General features: G+C 70.4%; 10 protein-coding genes. 3 read left to right on the plus strand and 7 right to left on the minus strand.

What is annotated here, in order from left to right:
• Positions 1-258 precede the first annotated feature (258 nt).
• Genes rapZ through uvrC form a run of 4 tightly spaced genes read right to left on the minus strand, consistent with a single transcriptional unit; the run spans position 259 to position 4,886 of the window.
• The gene (gene rapZ / locus HZF19_RS06195; protein ID WP_235979513.1) at positions 259-1,140 is read right to left on the minus strand and encodes an RNase adapter RapZ; all 882 of its coding nucleotides are present in this window, start codon (positions 1,138-1,140) and stop codon (positions 259-261) included.
• Complete coding sequence (locus HZF19_RS06200; RefSeq protein WP_208027890.1) at positions 1,137-1,862, minus strand: methyltransferase domain-containing protein; 726 nt, start codon at positions 1,860-1,862, stop codon at positions 1,137-1,139. Before HZF19_RS06200 ends, rapZ begins: the two co-directional genes overlap by 4 nt.
• 46 nt (positions 1,863-1,908) lie before the next feature.
• Positions 1,909-3,021 (minus strand): hypothetical protein, encoded by a 1,113-nt coding sequence (locus tag HZF19_RS06205; protein WP_208027891.1) that lies wholly within the window; start codon positions 3,019-3,021, stop codon positions 1,909-1,911.
• 5 nt (positions 3,022-3,026) lie between these two features.
• Complete coding sequence (uvrC, locus tag HZF19_RS06210) at positions 3,027-4,886, minus strand: excinuclease ABC subunit UvrC (protein WP_208027892.1); 1,860 nt, start codon at positions 4,884-4,886, stop codon at positions 3,027-3,029.
• A 28-nt stretch (positions 4,887-4,914) separates the two neighbouring features.
• Here uvrC and HZF19_RS06215 point away from each other — a divergent pair, with 28 nt between their 5' ends.
• The 3 genes from HZF19_RS06215 (at position 4,915) to HZF19_RS06225 (ending at position 8,490) form a co-directional block, all read left to right on the plus strand.
• A complete protein-coding gene (locus HZF19_RS06215) occupies positions 4,915-6,405 on the plus strand; it encodes an ArnT family glycosyltransferase (protein ID WP_208027893.1) in 1,491 nt (496 codons plus the stop codon).
• Between the two features lie 163 nt (positions 6,406-6,568).
• Complete coding sequence (nadA, locus tag HZF19_RS06220; RefSeq protein WP_208027894.1) at positions 6,569-7,690, plus strand: quinolinate synthase NadA; 1,122 nt, start codon at positions 6,569-6,571, stop codon at positions 7,688-7,690.
• Positions 7,690-8,490 (plus strand): class I SAM-dependent methyltransferase, encoded by an 801-nt coding sequence (locus HZF19_RS06225; RefSeq protein WP_208027895.1) that lies wholly within the window; start codon positions 7,690-7,692, stop codon positions 8,488-8,490. The genes nadA and HZF19_RS06225 overlap by 1 nt, the downstream gene beginning before the upstream one ends.
• Before the next feature lie 7 nt (positions 8,491-8,497).
• Here the strand turns inward: HZF19_RS06225 and HZF19_RS06230 are convergent, their stop codons facing one another.
• Genes HZF19_RS06230 through HZF19_RS06240 form a run of 3 tightly spaced genes read right to left on the minus strand, consistent with a single transcriptional unit; the run spans position 8,498 to position 12,070 of the window.
• Positions 8,498-9,766, minus strand: a complete 1,269-nt coding sequence (locus HZF19_RS06230; RefSeq protein WP_208027896.1) for an oligosaccharide flippase family protein — start codon at positions 9,764-9,766, stop codon at positions 8,498-8,500.
• Entirely contained in the window at positions 9,753-10,745 is a 993-nt protein-coding gene (locus tag HZF19_RS06235; protein ID WP_208027897.1) for a glycosyltransferase family 2 protein, read from the minus strand. Before HZF19_RS06235 ends, HZF19_RS06230 begins: the two co-directional genes overlap by 14 nt.
• Positions 10,742-12,070 carry a sugar transferase gene (locus tag HZF19_RS06240; RefSeq protein ID WP_208027898.1) on the minus strand — a complete coding sequence of 443 codons (1,329 nt, stop codon included), beginning with the start codon at positions 12,068-12,070 and terminating at the stop codon, positions 10,742-10,744. Before HZF19_RS06240 ends, HZF19_RS06235 begins: the two co-directional genes overlap by 4 nt.
• Between the last annotated feature and the right edge of the window lie 2 nt (positions 12,071-12,072).

Below are 12,072 nucleotides of genomic sequence, written 5' to 3' on the forward strand. Positions count from 1 at the left end.
ACCAGCAAGCCTCCCTGGTGGCGAACATCCCTATCGCACCACGCCGGACCGCTCGCCTGCCAGTTCGGGGCCGGTCCCTTCGCTTCCACTGCCAACCGGCCTGTCAAACGCGTGCCAGAGCACGCGTTTGACAGGCCAGAACGCGAGCGGTACCCGCACACCACCCAACCGGCAGGCCAAACGCGTGCCAGAGCACGCGTTTGACAGGCCAGAACGGAAGGGCGGCTGAACCGGCAGACACGGCGCGCCAGGGAGGGCTCAGCGGTCGACGTCGCGGTGGACGACCTTGGGGTCGTAGCCCTGCTCGCCCAGGCGGCGGGCGACCTCCTCGGCGATGGCCACCGAGCGGTGGTGCCCGCCGGTGCAGCCGAAGGCGATCGTCAGGTAGCTCTTGCCCTCGGCCACGTAGGCGGGCAACAGGAGCTCCAGCAGCGACGTCAGCTCGTCGAGGAAGACCCCGGTGACCTCGTGGCCCATCACGTAGGCCTTCACCCGCTCGTCGGTACCTCTCAAGGGACGCAGCTCGTCGACCCAGTGCGGGTTGGGCAGGAACCGGCAGTCGATCACCAGGTCGGTGTCGAGCGGGAGGCCGTGCTTGTAGCCGAACGACATCACCGTGGTCTGCATCCCGGCCTCGGGCGATTCGGCCTCGAACAGGTCGAGGATCCGTGACCGGAGCTGGTGCACGTTCAGCTCACTGGTGTCGACCACCACGTCGGCGTGCTCCTTGACCGGCTCGAGCAGCGCCCGCTCCGCCTCGATCGCGCCGGCCAGACCCCGCCCCTCGTGGTCGAGCGGGTGGCGCCGCCGGCTCGACTCGTACCGGCGAACCAGCACGTCGGTGGAAGCCTCGAGGAACAGGATCCGCAGCCGCAGTCCCTGTGTAGCCAGCCCGTCGAGCGCTGGGAGCACCTCGTCGTGGTAGGGGCCGGTGCCGACCACCAGCACCACCTTCGAGATGCTGGAGCCGGGGGCGCCGGCCAGCTCGGCGACCTTGGACATGAGCGACGGCGGCAGGTTGTCGATCACGAACCAGCCCAGGTCCTCGAGGATGTCGGCCGCCTGGGATCGCCCGGCGCCCGAGAGCCCGGTGATCACCACGAACTCGCTCACCACGATCCAGGGTACCGGGGTGGTCATCCCCGCCGGGTGATGATCACCGCCAGCCGTGGGATGCTCGCCGCGTCCTCGTACTCAGGAGCCCGGGCGAGGAACCCCGGTGGGGGCGCAGGTTCGAGCATCCGCTCCAGGGCGAGCCCCGCGTCGGCGAGCGCGTTCAGGTAGCGGGACAGCGGGCGATGCACGAACCGGATGTGGACGCCCTTCTCCACCTCCTCGACGCTGCTGCTCTCCGGCAGGTAGGGACCCACCCGCCAGTACTGCTCCGGTGGGTCGAGCACCTGGTCGTCGATCCAGCCGCTGCCCGGCGTCTGGAGCAGCGGGTGGTTGAGGAACAGCACGAACCGCCCGCCTGGTCGCAGCACCCGGGCCACCTCGCCGATGGCCTCATCGAGGGCGTCGATGTGCTCGAACACCAGGCAGGCCACCACCGCGTCGAACGAGCCGCTGACCACGGGGAGCCGGGCTGCCTCTGCCTGCACGTACCACGGCCCTCCACCCCGCCGGCGAGCCTCGACGATCTGCGCCGTCGTAGGGTCGATCCCCATCACCCGGCTGGCCCCCCCGGCGGCCACGGCCCGGGCCACCTGCCCCTCCCCCGTACCGACCTCGAGCACCCGCGGGAAGCCGTTCAGCCATTCCCGAGCCAGCGGGAGGATCTGCTCTTCGTACTCGGGGTCGGCGCCCGCGGTGAACTGCTGCTGCCACCAGACCGCGTGGCGCTCCCAGAGCTCGTCGGTCACGTTCCCGCCCTCCCGAGTACGGCCGATCTTCCCGACCGCCGGTCGGTCACGGCTGCTGAGACTCGCCGACCGTGGCGAGCCCTTCCCGCCGCGACGGGCTCACTCGACGCGAGGCGAGGTACACCGCGACGAGGGTGACGGCAGGGCCGATGACCCGAACGGAGTTGATGGGGACGTCGATCACGACCGGTGCCAGGAAAGGTGTGAGCAGCGCATACGGCACGGATGCGCACAGCAGCAGATCCCGGCGATCACGCCACCAGAGCGCCACCACGTACCCACTGAACGCCAGGATCGAGAGGGTGACGGCCAGGTAGACCCAGTCGGTCGCGTCGGGGAAGCCGTGCCCCCACACGTCCAGGTACCCCGAGAAGGCGACCAGCCTGAACTCCCGGACGCTCCCGCCCTCGTGGAACCCCGGGCGGGTGAGCACGTACGCCCTCCAGCCCGCCGCCGCCAAGGCCCCCGGCAGGACCAGCGCCAGGCGTTGACGCCACGGCAGCCCCCGAGCCGCCCCCGCCGCGACGAGGAGCCCGAGAAGGCTCGTCTCCTTGGCCAGACACGCGACGACCGAGGACACGGCCACCAGATCGGACCGCCGGCGGTGGATCGCCCACATCGCGGCCACCAGGCCAGCGAGCGCCAGCGCGTCGCTCAGGTCGAACAGGAACGACAGCCACACGAGCGGGTTCAACGCGAAGGCGTACGGGACGAACCTCGATCGCGTGCCCCGGGCCTGCGCGAGGCCTCCGGTCAGGTACGTGCCCGCGCCGATCACCAGCACGTTCGTGATCACCAGGCCCCACAGCAGCGCGGTCTCCCCACCTGCCCGCCAGGGCGCGGCGAGGAGCGGATAGGCGATCCGCTGGGCCCGGTAGGCGGGACGGTCGAGCTGATCAGCCAGCGGCTGCCCTTCGAGCAGCAGCGGATCGCGGGCGAGTGACCAGAACCGCTCACCGTCGTGCCCGATCGGGGACCACACGGGGATGTCTGGCCCGAGGTGCTCGCGCACCAACGGGAGGGCCTCGCTCCGCTCGCCGAGCTGGAGGAAGTACCCGGGGCCCCCGAGCGAGGATGCCAACAACCACGTCATCAGCCCGAAGGCCACCATCACCATCACCGCTGCCCGCGCCGCCGGAGCCCCGCCTTCGCCCTGCATGGCGTTCACCCTCGGTGCAACCGTTCGTGGATCGCCTCGGCCACCCGATCCGGCAGCCAGCTCAGCCCCTGCAGCTCCTCGAGCGACGCCCGCTTCACCGCGTTGACCCCGCCGAGCTCCTTCACCAGCCGCTTCTTCCGGGCCGGACCGAGACCCGGGATGCCGTCGAGCACCGAGGCCGTCATCCGCTTGCCCCGCAGCTCACGGTGGTAGGACACCGCGAACCGGTGAGCCTCGTCGCGCACCCGTTGGAGCAGGTACAGCGCCTCGCTCTGGCGCGGGATCCGCACGGGCTCCTCGCGGCCGGGGAGGTACACCTCCTCGAAGCGCTTGGCCAGCGCGGCCACCGGGATCTCCTCGTCGAGCCCCAGCTCTTCGAGCACCCGCACTGCCACCCCGAGCTGTCCCTTCCCACCGTCGACCAGCAGCAGCTGCGGCGGGTACGAGAACCGGCCGCTCCCCTCGCCCACGGGACGTTCCCGCTCCGTGAGGTAGGCGCTCAAGCGGCGGGAGAGCACCTCCTCCATCGCCGCGAAATCATCGTTGCCGGCGACGCCTCTGATCTTGAAACGCCGGTAGTCGCTCTTGCGGGGTAACCCGTCCTCGAACACCACCATCGAGCCGACGTAGTCGCTGCCCTGGATGTGGCTCATGTCGTAGCACTCGATGCGCAACGGCGCCTCGGGGAGACCGAGCGCCTTCTGCAGCTCGTTCAGGGCCCGAGCCCGGCTGTTGTGATCCGCGGCCCGCCGGAGCCGGTGCCGAGCGAGCCCTTCCTTCGCATTCTCGACGACGGTCTCGAGCAGCGCCCGCTTGTCGCCTCGTCGTGGCACCCGGAGCGTGACCTTCGAGCCTCGCAGCCCCGACAGCCATGCCTCGTGCAAGGCCCGATCGGCGGACTCCTCGCACACCAGCACCTGCTTCGGCACGCCCATGGGTGGCTCTTCGCTGTAGAGGCCCTCCAGCACCCGGTCCACCAGCTCGCCCGAGCTCAGGTCCTCGGACCGGTCGAGCACGAAGCCCTTGCGCCCCACCACACGGCCGCGGCGCACGTAGAACACCTGCACAGAGGCCTCCAGCTCATCCCCCGCGAGGCCGATGACGTCGAGATCCTCGGCCCGGTCGGCGACCATCTGCTGCTTCTCGACGGCCTTGCGGACCGCTGCCAGCCGATCCCGCAGCCGCGCCGCTCGTTCGAACTCGAGGTCCGCCGCCGCGGCCGCCATCTCCTCCTCCAGCCGGCGGATCACGGGATCGGTCTCGCCGTCGAGGAACTCGACCAATTCGGCAACGAGCCGATCGTAGTCCTCCTCGGACACCTCGCCCACGCACGGCCCTGAGCACTTCTCGATGTGGAACAGCAGGCACGGGCGCCCGGAGCGCTGGTGACGCAGGAGCTTGTTGTCGGAGCAGGTGCGGACGGGGAAGGTGCGCAGCAGCAGATCGAGGGTCTCCCGGATGGCGTAGGCGTGCGCGTAGGGGCCGAAGTAGCGGGTGCCCTTGCGCTTGCGGCCCCGCATCACCATGGCCCGAGGCCAGTCGTCGTCCAGGGTCACCGCCAGGAAGGGGTAGCTCTTGTCATCCCGCAGCCGGACGTTGAAGCGGGGCTGATGCTGCTTGATCAGGCTGTACTCGAGCATCAGGGCCTCGACGTCGTTGCGGACCTGGATCCACTCGACCGACTCGGCGGTCTCCACCATCTGTGCTGTTCGAGGCGGCAGCGAGGAGGGGTTCTGGAAGTAGCTCGAGAGCCGCTGGCGAAGGCTGCGGGCCTTGCCCACATAGATGACCCGGCCCCGCGAATCCTTGAACTGGTAGGAGCCAGGCGCATCGGGGATGGAACCGGGCGGCGGCCGTTCAACCACCCTTCCAGCCTAAGATCGCCCGCACCCCATGGAGGCCCGCACCAACCGACGATCGCCGGCCGACGTGGTCGGTCTGACGCTGCTGGCCGTGGCCGTGGTGGCGCTCCCGCTGCTCGCCTCGGGGCGCATCACCGCCCGGTTCGGTGATTCCGACGAGGGCATCAACGGGGCCGTGTGGGCGACGAACAGCCGTGCGCTCCGTGAGCTCGGGGTGGTCGAGTCCCGATTCGGTGGCCGGCGGGCCGACGGATCGCTCTATGCCAGCCACCCGCCCGGGATCGTCGCCGAGACGGCGGCGGCCGAGACCGTCTTCGGCGAGCGGGAGTGGGCCAGCCGCATGCCCGCCTGGCTCGGCTCGATGGGGGCGATGGCCCTGCTGTTCGTGCTCCTGCGCGGCCTCGCGGGCCCGCTGGTGGCCGGCGCGGCCACCGCGGCCGTCGCGTTCAGCCCCATGTTCCTCGTCTACGGCGTGATGCTCGACACCCCCGTGACGTCATTCGTGTTCGGGCTCGCGGTCCTGCTCGTCTGGCACGCCGTCTGGGAAGGGCGCACCGGCCGGCTCACCAGACCGCCGGTTCTCGCCGGCGCGGCATTCCTCGCCGCGCTGGCCGGCTGGCAGGCCACCGTGCTGGTGGCGCTCTGCGGGGCCTCCCTGCTGGTCCGCCACCTCCGTGACCGGGAGCGACCGTGGCCGCCCGGCCTCTGGCTGCTCGCGGGCGGCGTGCCGGGAGCCGCGCTGTCGCTCTCGTGGGCCTGGTGGACCTATGGGAGCTTCGTGGTGATGCGTGACAAGTTCCTGGGGCGCTCCGCCGGCACCGAGGCGGCCTCGATCGCCGACATGGTCACCTTCCAGGTGCCGTGGATCCTGCAGCTCCTGGCGTTCGTGGTGATCGGGCTGGTCGGGTGCGGCGTCGCGCTCCGCTCGCCCCGCTACCGGCCCCTTGCCGCCATGTCGCTCGGCATCGTGGGGCTCTACGCCCTCGGGTTCCATGCGGCGTCGGCCGGCCACCAGTACTGGAACTACTGGGCGGTGCTGCCCGCCGCCGTGGGGCTCGCCTACGTGTTCGACCGGTTGGCGCGCGATGCCGGGACCAACGCGCCACTCGTGCTGGTGGGAGCGGTGGTGGCGATCGGGTTGGGCAACTGGCTGGTGGCCCCGCACCGAGCGGCCGACGAGATCGCCCGCGGGCACCGGACCGTCGATGCGCTGCTGGCCACCGACCTCCCGGCGGATTCGCAGGTGGTTCCCTACGTCGGCCAGGCCCTCCGGCCGGACTCCTGGATCCGCTACTACACCGGGCGCGCCGCCGAACCGGTGCAGAGCATCGAACACCTCGAACAACTCGCGGGCACCCGACCGGACAGGCCGGTGCTGGTGCTCGGCTGGTGCGCGGACGACGATCCGGGCCGACCCTTCTGCGAAGCCGCGGTCGACGCCCTCGGCCGGGCGGAGCCCGTGGTGTTGCCGGCGAACGCTCTCGTGCAACGCCTCGGCGGCTCGTCCCGGCCCGCGGGATGACGGAGGACTTCCGCGGCGTTGGAGAAGGCATACACTGATCTCAACGCCGGCCGGGCATCCGGCGACATATCGAGCCCCGAGACCGACATCCCCGTGGCGAGGCGACCCGGCTGTCCCCACCGGTCATATCGGGGTTCCTGCACCCATGGGGGTTCCAACGCACATGCTCCGGCTCCAAGTGCCGCTACCCGAGCGCTACACCAGCGCATCACCCGAGGAGCTGGCCGATCGGATCGCGACCGCCAAGACCGTGCTCGGCGATCGACTGTTCATCCTCGGCCATCACTACCAGCGTGACGAGGTCATGCGGTGGGCCGATGCCCGCGGTGACTCGTTCCGGCTCTCCGTCCTGGCGAAGGAGCACCCGCAAGCCGAGTACATCGTGTTCTGCGGCGTGCACTTCATGGCCGAGGCGGCCGACATCCTCACCGGCGACCACCAGAAGGTGATCCTGCCCGACCTCAACGCCGGCTGCTCGATGGCCGACATGGCCGACCTCGACTCGGTCGAGGAAGCCTGGGAGGTGCTCGAGCAGACCACGGACATCTCGGGTGTCGTGCCGATCACGTACATGAACTCCTCAGCCGCTCTCAAGGCCTTCGTCGGCGAGCACGGCGGCGCTGTCTGCACGTCGACCAACGCCACGGCCATCCTCCAGTGGGCGCTCGATCTGGGTGACTGGCGGGGGAAGGGCGCCGGCGGCCGTCAGGTGCTGTTCTTCCCCGACCAGCACCTCGGTCGCAACACCAGCTACCAGCTCGGCTACTCGGAGACCGACATGCGGGTGTGGAACCCGCATCTGGAGATGGGCGGTCTCACCGAGGCCGACCTCAAGGACGCGACGTTCCTGCTCTGGAAGGGTCACTGCTCGGTCCACCAGCGGTTCCGACCCGAGCACGTCGAGCAGTTCCGCGCCGAGCATCACAGCGGGATCGTGGTCGTCCATCCCGAGTGCGCACACGAGGTGGTGGAGCTCGCCGACCAGGTCGGTTCGACGGACTACATCATCAAGGCCGTCGCCGCCGCTCCCACCGGTTCGGTGATCGGCGTCGGCACGGAGATCCACCTCGTGCAACGGCTCAACGACGAGACGCCGGACAAGACCGTGCTCTCGCTGGACCCGCTCATCTGCCCCTGCTCGACCATGTTCCGCATCGATGCCGCCCATCTGGCGTGGGTGCTCGACAACCTGGTCGAGGGTCGCGTGGTGAACCAGATCACCGTGGACGAGCGCACGAGCGAGTGGGCGAGGGTGGCTCTCGATCGGATGCTCGCCATCACCTGATGGAAGCTGCCCACTACGAGCAAGACGGCCTCTGGGGCACCGAGAGCATCTTCACGCCGGAGCACCAGTTCCCGAAGCTCGACGCCGTCGCCAGTCTCGTGCCCGGCGATGCCCGAACGGTCGTCGAGCTGGGTGCGGGCGACGGTCGGGTCCTGCACCACCTGTCGACCGTGCGGCCGAACCTCACGAGCATCGCGGTCGAACGGAGCCTGGCCGCTCTCGGGCACGTCGAGCGACCGGGTGTCCGCGCCAGCATCGACGCCATCCCCGTCCGCTCCCGATCGGTCGACGTCGCCCTCTGCTGTGAGGTGCTCGAGCACCTGCCGGGACCGATCTTCGACAGTGCTCGCCGGGAGCTGGCACGCATCGCCGGTGACTGGATCGTGGTGACCGTCCCCAACCGTGAGAACCGGGCACGAGCAGACATCCGTTGCGAGGCATGCGGTTGCCGCTACAACGCCGATCGCCATCTCCGGTCCTTCGCTCCCGACGATCTGGCGACGCTCTTCGACGGCTTCGAGGTCGACGAGATCATCGAGACCGGCCCACACCAACCGGTGTACCCGCGGTGGGCGCGACTGGCGCTCGAGCGGCGGGGGTTGCTCGTCCGTCCCGGCTCACCCTCGTGCCCGCAGTGCGGTGCCGTCTACCCCTACGCGGTCGCCAACCACGAGATCGGTCCCTGCGAGCACGGTCCTGGCAGCCCGAGCCTCGGTGCCCGGAGCTACCGGTTGGCCCGCCGGTTCCTCCCCAAGGCCCGCCATCCCTACTACCTCTGCGCGCGGTTCCGACGCCGCTGAGGTGGGGTTACGCCGCGGTCATCACGGCGACGGCAGCGAGGGTCGACGCGACGGCGCCCGTCACCGCCGGGAGCCAGCGGGGCATCGAGACGCCTCGAAGCCGGCACGACATGGCGTGTTCCCCGGTGAGGATCACGACGGTTCCCAGGCTCACGCACGCGGCCGTGGTCCGGAGACCGAACCGGGCGCCGGCGACGACCAGGATCGCGGTCCCGACGAGCCGGGCGGTCTCCCATCCCACGACCACCCGTGCCCGACCCGCGGTGATCGCCTGGGCCACCGTCGTTCCGAGCAAGAGGCGCCACGGCACGGCGATGCTCAGGATCGCGAGCACCGGAGCGGTCTCCTCCCATGCCGCACCGAGCACCCGTGGCAGCACGGGCGCCATCACGAGGAGGAGCACCGTCCCGCTCCCACCGAGGATCCAGATGCGGCGCAGCAGCGCGTCGTAGCGCGCTTGCCGCTGGGCAGGGGATGCAGAGGCGAAGTCGATGAAGGCGCTCTGGGTGATCGGCGTGGCGAGGAACGCGGGGACCGCACTCGCGAAGCGGAAGGCGATGACGTAGACGGACAGCACCTCAGCCCCCATCAGCCAACCGATCAGCAGGTAGTCGACGTTGGCCACCAGGTAGGTCATGACCTGACCGAGCCACTCGTCCCGCGAGCGTGCACGCTCGCCCCCCGCGGTGAACATCGCCGGCCACGTGCGCACGAGGAGGCACTCGACCACGTGCTTCCCCACGAAGCCCACCCCCACCCAGCCCGGCGCGCCCGCGGTGATCGTCACGGCCACGCAGGCAGCGAAGAACAGACCCGCGCCGCCGATCTCGGCGGTCACGACCTCCCGAACCGCTCCCAGCTTCAGCGCGGCCGCCTTGCGGACGTAGGCCTCCGCGCTCAGCAGCCAGATCAGGCCGGCAGAGGCGATCACCGCACCCGTCGAGCTGCGCAGCCCGAGGCCACCCGCGACCGCCACCAGAGCCAGCACCCCATCCACGAGACGCAGGCGCTCGAGGCTCCGGCGGGCGATACGCCGGGACGGTGCGAGGCGGTAGACCGCGAAACCCACTCCGAAGTCCGAGACCTGCACCGCCAGCGAGTTGACGATGAACAGCACGGCGACCAGTGCGAAGCCGTCCGGCCCGAGGACCCGGGCCAGCAGCAACGAGGCGAGCCCGAGCGCGGCCTGGTCGATGATCCGGCTGAACGTCAGCCACCGGAGCAGGCCGCCTCCAGGCCGCTCGAGCGCGGCCGGGGCGTTCTCAGCGGCGTCCATGCCGGAGGAGTTCCCCCCATGCCCCGAGTGTCCAACCACCTGCCACCGCGGCGGATGCACCCAGGCTGACCAGGTGGCCGGCAGCGGAAGTGGAGGGACCCCGAGGTCCAGCGATCTCGAACAGCGCCGCTGACGCGGCTGTCAGGGCGGCGGCCCTCCGCGCCCGGCGCGGCCGGGTGAGTGACAGCGCGACCGCGGCCGTCCCGACCATGGGCACAACCAGGATCGCCACCTGGCGAGGCCGTGGTCGATCACCGGTCTCCCGCCAGTAGCGGACCTTCCAGGAGCCGAACCGCTGGTACTGGCGGAACAGATCGCCGAGCGACTCGCGGGGGCGGTAGCCGACCTCCATTCCCGCCTCGAACCACACGATCCCCCGCTGCGACATGCGGCGGTTCAGCTCGAAGTCCTGGTTGGTCGGGAACCGCTCATCCCACCCGCCGGCGGCGCGCAGGTCATCCGTGCGGAAGGCGCCGAGGTACACGGTGTCGGCCGGGCCACTGGACGCGCCTCGCCGGTATCGCGCCAGGCCCATCCCCCACCGGTTGTTGAGGGCCCGGGCGATGCCGGTGGCCGTCGGCGACAGGTCCCGCGGAACCGCCACCTGCGCGCCGCCGACGACCGCGACCTCCGGGCGCTGCACGAGCACCTCGGCACAGCGGCGCACGTAGTGGCTGGGGATCAGGCTGCGGGCATCGACCCGGCACAGCACCTCGCCCCGGGCCTCCGCCAGGCCCAGGTTGAGGTTCGACGGCGTGTCGCCCTGGGGGTTGCGCACCACGACCGCCCTGGCCAGAGCGCCGGCCGCGAGGTGCTTCTCCGCCAGCTCCGCTGTGCGATCCGTCGATGCTCCGTCGACGACGACCACCTCCAGGCGATGGTGAGGATGGTCCTGGGCGAGGATGGCGTCGAGGCAGTCCCCGATGTCGCGCTCTTCGTTGCGAGCCGGCACCACCACGGTGACCAGCGGCGCGCTCACCGGCCCTCCCGTCCCAGCACGCTGCGGATCGTACGGCCGACGATACGCAGGTCGAGAGCCAGGCTCTGGCGCCGCAGGTAGTAGAACTCGTACTGGAGCTTCTCGAGTGCGTCGCGCTCGTCACCGGCGTAGCCATACTTCACCTGGGCCCAGCCGGTCAGCCCGGGGCGCACGAGGTGGCGCAGATCGTAGAAGGGGAGCTTCTGGCTCAGCTCCTCGACGTAGTGGGGCTGTTCGGGCCGTGGCCCCACCAGGCTGAGATCTCCTCGCAGGATGTTCACCACCTGAGGAAGCTCGTCGAGGTGCGTCACTCGCAGCAGCCGCCCGAACGGCGTGACCCGCGGGTCCGCTTCGACGGTCCAACCGGTCGGTACCTCGTCGGGCCCGGCGCGCATGGTGCGGAACTTGAGGATCTCGAAGTGCTGGCCGTTCTTGCCCACCCGGGTCTGCCGGTACAACAGCGGGCCGCGGTTGGCGACGAGATTCCCGAGGAGCACCACTGGTGTCACGAGCGCCAGCAGGAACAGCCCCACCGTGCCGAACAGCACGTCGACCACCCGCTTGACCCGCCCGTAGCGGACCCTGTGCAGCTCGCCGATGTCGAACATGAGCGATACCCGCTCGAGCTCGCTGACCGGCAACATCCCCAGCCATTCCTCGTAGAACAGCGACAGCGTGCGGATACGCAAGCCGGACTCGTGCATGGCCGCCGCCTGGGCGACGATCGTCGGCGAGGCCTGCGCGTCGCGGTCGAGCACCAAGAGGTCGATCCGGTCACGGTCGGCGCGCTCGACCAGGGGCTCGCGCCCCCGACCGTTCGAGGCGGCCGCGTCGACCGGCAGCACCTCGATCACGATCGCCGGCCGTTCCGGGCTCCGGGCCACGTCCTCCCGGAGCAGGGACGGGTCCACGGTGTCGCTCACCACCAGCACCCGATCGCCGGTGGCGGCCGGCATACCGGCGCCGGCCAGCGCGACGCACACCAGGTACCAGGGAACGAGCAGGATGGCGCTGCCGAAGACCACGAATCGCGGCAGCAGAGCCTCCCCGAGGAACAGCTGCACGACCGACACCACGAACGCACCGGCCCCAGCCGCGGCCACTGACGTGGTCACCGCTTGCCGGGGTGAGCGAGGGAGATCCGGGAGACCGAAGCCGTAGGCCACCACCACCAGCACCGCGATGTAGAGCAGCGACCAACCGAACCGGGAGGTGCTCGTGTAGGAGTAGGGCGGATCCGCGATGGCGCGGCTGTGGTACACCGAGAGCCCGACCACCGCGGTGACGATGCCTGCGTACAGCAGCGGGCGCGCTGCTCGCCGCATGC

The organism is Rhabdothermincola sediminis (assembly GCF_014805525.1).
Classification (GTDB): Bacteria; Actinomycetota; Acidimicrobiia; order Acidimicrobiales; family Acidimicrobilacustridaceae; genus Rhabdothermincola; species Rhabdothermincola sediminis.

Bases quoted from the DNA above. Each gene is read 5' to 3' on its own strand.
- HZF19_RS06240 (WP_208027898.1), bottom strand. From the start codon at position 12,070: ATGCGGCGAGCAGCGCGCCCGCTGCTGTACGCAGGCATCGTCACCGCG.
- HZF19_RS06230 (WP_208027896.1), bottom strand. From the start codon at position 9,766: ATGGACGCCGCTGAGAACGCCCCGGCCGCGCTCGAGCGGCCTGGAGGC.
- HZF19_RS06225 (WP_208027895.1), top strand. From the start codon at position 7,690: ATGGAAGCTGCCCACTACGAGCAAGACGGCCTCTGGGGCACCGAGAGC.
- nadA (WP_208027894.1), top strand. From the start codon at position 6,569: ATGCTCCGGCTCCAAGTGCCGCTACCCGAGCGCTACACCAGCGCATCA.
- rapZ (WP_235979513.1), bottom strand. From the start codon at position 1,140: ATGACCACCCCGGTACCCTGGATCGTGGTGAGCGAGTTCGTGGTGATC.
- HZF19_RS06215 (WP_208027893.1), top strand. From the start codon at position 4,915: ATGGAGGCCCGCACCAACCGACGATCGCCGGCCGACGTGGTCGGTCTG.
- HZF19_RS06205 (WP_208027891.1), bottom strand. From the start codon at position 3,021: ATGCAGGGCGAAGGCGGGGCTCCGGCGGCGCGGGCAGCGGTGATGGTG.